Origin of the sequence: Mycobacterium sp., from assembly GCF_032162105.1 — a bacterium.
GTDB lineage: Bacteria > Actinomycetota > Actinomycetes > Mycobacteriales > Mycobacteriaceae > Mycobacterium.
On the sequence record NZ_JAVRPS010000443.1, the window covers coordinates 1 to 4,421 of the forward strand.

A 4,421-nucleotide genomic window follows, 5' to 3' on the forward strand; every position below is an offset into this window, starting at 1 on the left:
ACGTGAATCCGCATGAGCCGCTGCACCATCGGCTGCAACTCGGGATCGTCCATCATCTGGCGCTGCAACGAGTCGAAGATCTCCTCGCCGATCAGCGCGGCCACCCACAGCAACGATCCCTTGAACGCAAGGGGCAGCGCGTTGATGAGCATGCGCTGGTACAGCCGCGGCCGCACCGGCTTGGCGCCCACCTTCTCGATGGCCCTGCCGAACATCACCATGTGTCTGGTCTCGTCGCCCAGTTCGGTCAGCGCGTAGTGCGTCGCCCGGTCGGTGGGGTCCTTGTGCATCAGGTCGCGCAACAACGCCTGATTGAGGATGTTCTCGAACCAGATGCCCGCCGACAGCGTGTTGACAAGTTCCTGCTTGGACAGTTCGATCTGCTGTTCGCGTGTCATGCCGTCCCACAACGGCGTGCCGTACAGCGACACCACCTTGGGCGGCAGGAAGTACTTGTCGGGTTCAAGGGGCGCGTCCCAGTCGATGTCGACGATGGGGGCGTAGGACTTCTTGACCGACCCCTTCAGCAAACGCTCCGAGAACTCTTCGCGGGTCGGCGAGTTGGCTGCCTTGACCGAAGCGGTCATCGTTGACGTCCCTTCGCTGACGTTATGCTCTAAAACGTAATTACGCCGCGCACAAGTTGTCAATACCCCGGGTATCGGATACTTACGGTTCGTGGGCGTTTCCGCAGGAAGAGATGGGTGACGTGACGCGGCGGATCCATGTCATCGGAATCGGCGCAGGCGACCCGGATTACGTGACGGCCCAGGCGGTCGCGGCGCTGAACGACACGCAGGTGTTCTTCGCCATGGACAAGGGCGAAGCCAAGGACGACTTGGTGGCGCTCCGCCGCGAGGTGTGTGAGCGGTTCATCGGCGAACCCGACTACCGGTTCGTCGAGCTGCCCGATCCGCCGCGGGCCAGGGCCGCCCCGGACAGTCCGGATTACGTGCAGACAGTGGCCGACTGGCATGCCGCCCGCGCCGACGTCTGGGCGCGGGCCCTGCGTGACGAGTTGCCCGACGACGGCGTTGGCGCGTTCCTGGCTTGGGGCGACCCGTCGCTTTACGACAGCACGCTGCGCATCCTCGACCTGGTCGCCCGTCGCATCGACCTCAGCCACGACGTCATCCCTGGCATCACCGCCATCCAGGCGCTCACCGCCCGACACCGAATCCCGCTCAACGACGTCGGCGAACCCGTACTCATCACCACCGGGCGACGGCTCCGCGCGGAGGGTCTGCCCGGTGCGGCGGTGGTGATGCTCGACGGCGACTGCGCGTTTCTCGGGTGCCCGCCGGAGACCAAGATCTGGTGGGGGGCCTACCTCGGCACGCCGAACGAGATGCTGGTCGCCGGGACGGTCGGGGAGGTGGGCGAGCACATCGCCACGATCCGTGCCGAGGCCCGCGAGCGCCACGGCTGGATCATGGACACCTACTTGTTGCGACCGTGAGACCCAGCGTCGGGGGTGAACTTGCCGACCGTGATGATCGCCTCGACCGCGTCCAGCGGCGGAGCGGGAACCTCGAGTGCCGGACGGTCGGTCGCGCGTAGCCCGTCGAGCATCAGGTGCAGATAGCGCTGCCACAACCGCGGCCCGATGCGGCGGGTCATCTCGTACGCCGGCCCCATCATGACCAGCAGGGCGGCGACGTCCTGGGGTGTCGCGTCGGCGCGGACGGCCCCTGCCCGGGCGGCCCGCTCGAACAGCTCGGTGACCGCCGCGATGATGTCCGGCCAGATCCGGGCCTGCCCCTCCGGATCGCCCTGCCCGGTCAGCGTCTCGTAGAGCCCGCGGTCTGCGGCCTGCCGCTCGGCGGTGTGCTCGAAGAAGTCGACGAGGGCGTCCCACGGGTCGGCGATCGTCAAAGCCCGTCGCGCATCGGCGACGATCTGTTCGGTGGCCTCGGTCAGCACCTCCGCCGCGACGGCCTGCTTGTTGGCGAAGTGCCGGTACGCCGTGCCCACCCCGACGCCTGCGTGCCTGGCGATGTCGTCGAGCGTGGCGCCGAAACCGCGTTCGGCGAACACTTCTCGGGCCGCTTCCACCAGCAGCGCGCGGTTGCGGACGGAGTCCTTCCTGGCGGGGCGCGCGCCTTTGGTGGCCACTGCTACACCACCCCGTGATCGACGAGGCTGGTGGCGCAGTCGATTACGGTCGGCGCGGAGGGGCGGGGCCGCCAGTCCAACAGGCGTGCGGCCTTCTCGGTGGTGTGGCGGTTGCGACGACCGAGCGACACGGTGATGTCGCGCAGTGACGGATCGAAAACCGACGTGAGGCGCACCAACCAGTCCGGCAGCTGCCGTGTCGACACCTTCGCCCCCGCCGGGCCGAGCCCGTCGCGCAACGTCCTGGCCATATCCCTCATCCACGTGAATTCGCCGGTGGCGAGGAACCTTTGGCTTGCCGCCTCGGGGGTGACCATCGCACGGACGTGGACGTCCGCGAGGTCGCGCACGTCCACGATCTCCAGTCCGATTCGCGGGCTGCCGGGCATGGACCCCTTGAGCATGCGCTCGATGATGCGGACCGAGCCGATCGAATCCGGCGACAGTATCGGGCCGAACACCGCGCCTGGCAAGATCGTCGTCAACGTCATCGGCCCGTCGTGCGACGCCATGAAGTCCCAGGCCGCCTTCTCCGCAACGGTTTTCGCGCGGCGATAGGGGATGATCGTCGGATCCTCCGGGTCAGTCCACAGGGTCTCGTCGGTGATTCCCTCCTCGGTGTACGACGAAGGGCTGGCCGCATTGGCCGCCGAGGTCATCACCACCCGCTTCACGCCGGCGGCCGCGGCGGCGCTCAGCACGTTGCGCGCCCCGTCGCGAGCGGGGGTCAACATGTCGTCTCCCGACAGCGGCGAGGCGACGTGCAGCACGTAGTCCACGCCGTCGACGGCCGCGTCCCAGCCGGCCGGCGATGTCAGGTCGGCGACGGCGAAGTCCAAGCGGTCCCCTGCATCGACGACGGTGCCCACCGCACTGCGCACGACGCGCTCCCGTGCGGTGTCTCGGACCGTGGTTCGTACCCGGTAGTCCCGCGAGAGCAGGTCGGTGATGCACCATCCGGCGATGTAGCCGCTGCCGCCGGTCACCAGCACGGTTTCGGTCATGGCCCCTCCCGCGTAACGGAGATTTACTCTCCGGTTAGCCAGGCTAGCACAACCAGAGTTCACGTCTCCGCTTATCGCCATCGACCATGGCAGGATCACCCGCATGGGGCAATTTCTCGTTCGCGCCGGGCTGACCGGGTTCGCGCTGTGGGTGGTCACCCTCGTCGTCTCGGGCATCGACTTCGTCGGCGGAGACACCACCCTGCAGAGGATTGGGATCATCCTCGGGGTCGCCGTGATCTTCGGTCTGGTCAACGCGATCATCAAGCCGATCGTGCAGTTCGTCTCGATACCGCTGTACATCCTCACCCTCGGCCTGATCCACATCGTCATCAACGCGTTGATGTTGTGGATCACCTCCTGGATCACCGAGAACACCACCCACTGGGGCCTGTACATCGAAGACTTCTGGTGGACTGCGATCTGGGCCGCGATCGTGCTGTCGATCGTCAGCTGGGTGTTGTCGCTGCTGGTACCCGACGTCAAGCGCACCGCCGACAGGTAGCCGCGCTGCTGGGGCGGCTCTTGCCCCTATTGCGTATTGCGCCGCTTCCCCTATCGAGGGTCCCCCAACCGCGCCCCGCGAACGTAGGCGCTGCCCCCGCAGCCGTCTGGCCGGAAAACGGCGACGATGAGTTCCATGTCCACGATCATTGCTCCGCCGAAGGCGGTTCCGCTGCCCATCTCGGCAGCGACGGCGCGACGCCGCCGCGGCGCCGGAGCGCTGCTCGTGGACATCCGCCCACAGGTCGCCCGCCACCAGGGCAGCATCCCCGACGCGGTGGTGGTTGATTCCCGCGCCATCGTGGAGCACTTCAATCTCGAGTCACCGCAACGCATCTCCGGCCTTGATTGCGACTGCGAGATCGTCGTGTGCAGCGTCTCGTCCCATCGCGCCATCTCCATCGCCCAGGAACTCACCCGCCTCGGTTATCAGCACGTCTACTACCTCGCCGGCGGATACGCCGCCTGGCAGGACCGGCACTGCAACCGCTAGAACGTGGACACCCGGGCGCGGTGATCGGCACACTAGGGGCGTGCCCGAGCTGCCCGAGGTCGAAGCGCTTGCCGATCACCTGCGCCGTCATGCCGTCGGCCTGACCGTCGGGCGCGTCGACGTCGCCGCACTGTCGGTGCTCAAGACCTTCGCCCCGCCGATCTCGGCGCTGCACGGTCAGGTCGTCACCGGCGCCAACCGGTGGGCCAAGTACCTCGGCTTGCAGTGCGGGGACCTGCACCTGATCACCCATCTCTCGCGGGCCGGCTGGCTGCGCTGGTCGGACCAGTTGTCGCCGGCGCCGT

7 protein-coding genes are annotated in these 4,421 nt (G+C 67.3%); 4 read left to right on the forward strand and 3 right to left on the reverse strand.

Features of this window, described 5'->3' with window-relative positions; all coding sequences use genetic code 11:
• The coding region (locus QOC69_RS22475) for a diiron oxygenase (protein ID WP_526443713.1) at positions 1 to 587 on the reverse strand (587 nt) is incomplete at its 3' end.
• A 122-nt stretch (positions 588 to 709) separates the two neighbouring features.
• Here QOC69_RS22475 and cobF point away from each other — a divergent pair.
• Positions 710 to 1,459, forward strand: a complete 750-nt coding sequence (gene cobF, locus QOC69_RS22480) for a precorrin-6A synthase (deacetylating) (RefSeq protein WP_526443715.1) — start codon at positions 710 to 712, stop codon at positions 1,457 to 1,459.
• Here the strand turns inward: cobF and QOC69_RS22485 are convergent.
• Both QOC69_RS22485 and QOC69_RS22490 read right to left on the reverse strand, forming a co-directional pair.
• Positions 1,441 to 2,115 carry a TetR/AcrR family transcriptional regulator gene (locus tag QOC69_RS22485; protein ID WP_526443717.1) on the reverse strand — a complete coding sequence of 225 codons (675 nt, stop codon included), beginning with the start codon at positions 2,113 to 2,115 and terminating at the stop codon, positions 1,441 to 1,443. The two genes, cobF and QOC69_RS22485, sit on opposite strands and share 19 nt — an antisense overlap.
• A gap of 2 nt (positions 2,116 to 2,117) precedes the next feature.
• Entirely contained in the window at positions 2,118 to 3,119 is a 1,002-nt protein-coding gene (locus tag QOC69_RS22490; RefSeq protein ID WP_526443719.1) for an NAD-dependent epimerase/dehydratase family protein, read from the reverse strand.
• A 103-nt stretch (positions 3,120 to 3,222) separates the two neighbouring features.
• On the opposite strand from QOC69_RS22490, the gene QOC69_RS22495 reads away from it, so the two are divergent.
• From QOC69_RS22495 to QOC69_RS22505, 3 genes are all read left to right on the forward strand, one after another.
• Positions 3,223 to 3,624 (forward strand): phage holin family protein, encoded by a 402-nt coding sequence (locus QOC69_RS22495; protein WP_526443721.1) that lies wholly within the window; start codon positions 3,223 to 3,225, stop codon positions 3,622 to 3,624.
• A 135-nt stretch (positions 3,625 to 3,759) separates the two neighbouring features.
• Positions 3,760 to 4,116, forward strand: coding sequence for a rhodanese-like domain-containing protein (locus QOC69_RS22500; RefSeq protein WP_526443723.1), 357 nt, complete (start codon positions 3,760 to 3,762; stop codon positions 4,114 to 4,116).
• A gap of 40 nt (positions 4,117 to 4,156) precedes the next feature.
• On the forward strand, positions 4,157 to 4,421 hold a 265-nt coding region (locus QOC69_RS22505; protein WP_526443725.1), incomplete at its 3' end, for a DNA-formamidopyrimidine glycosylase family protein.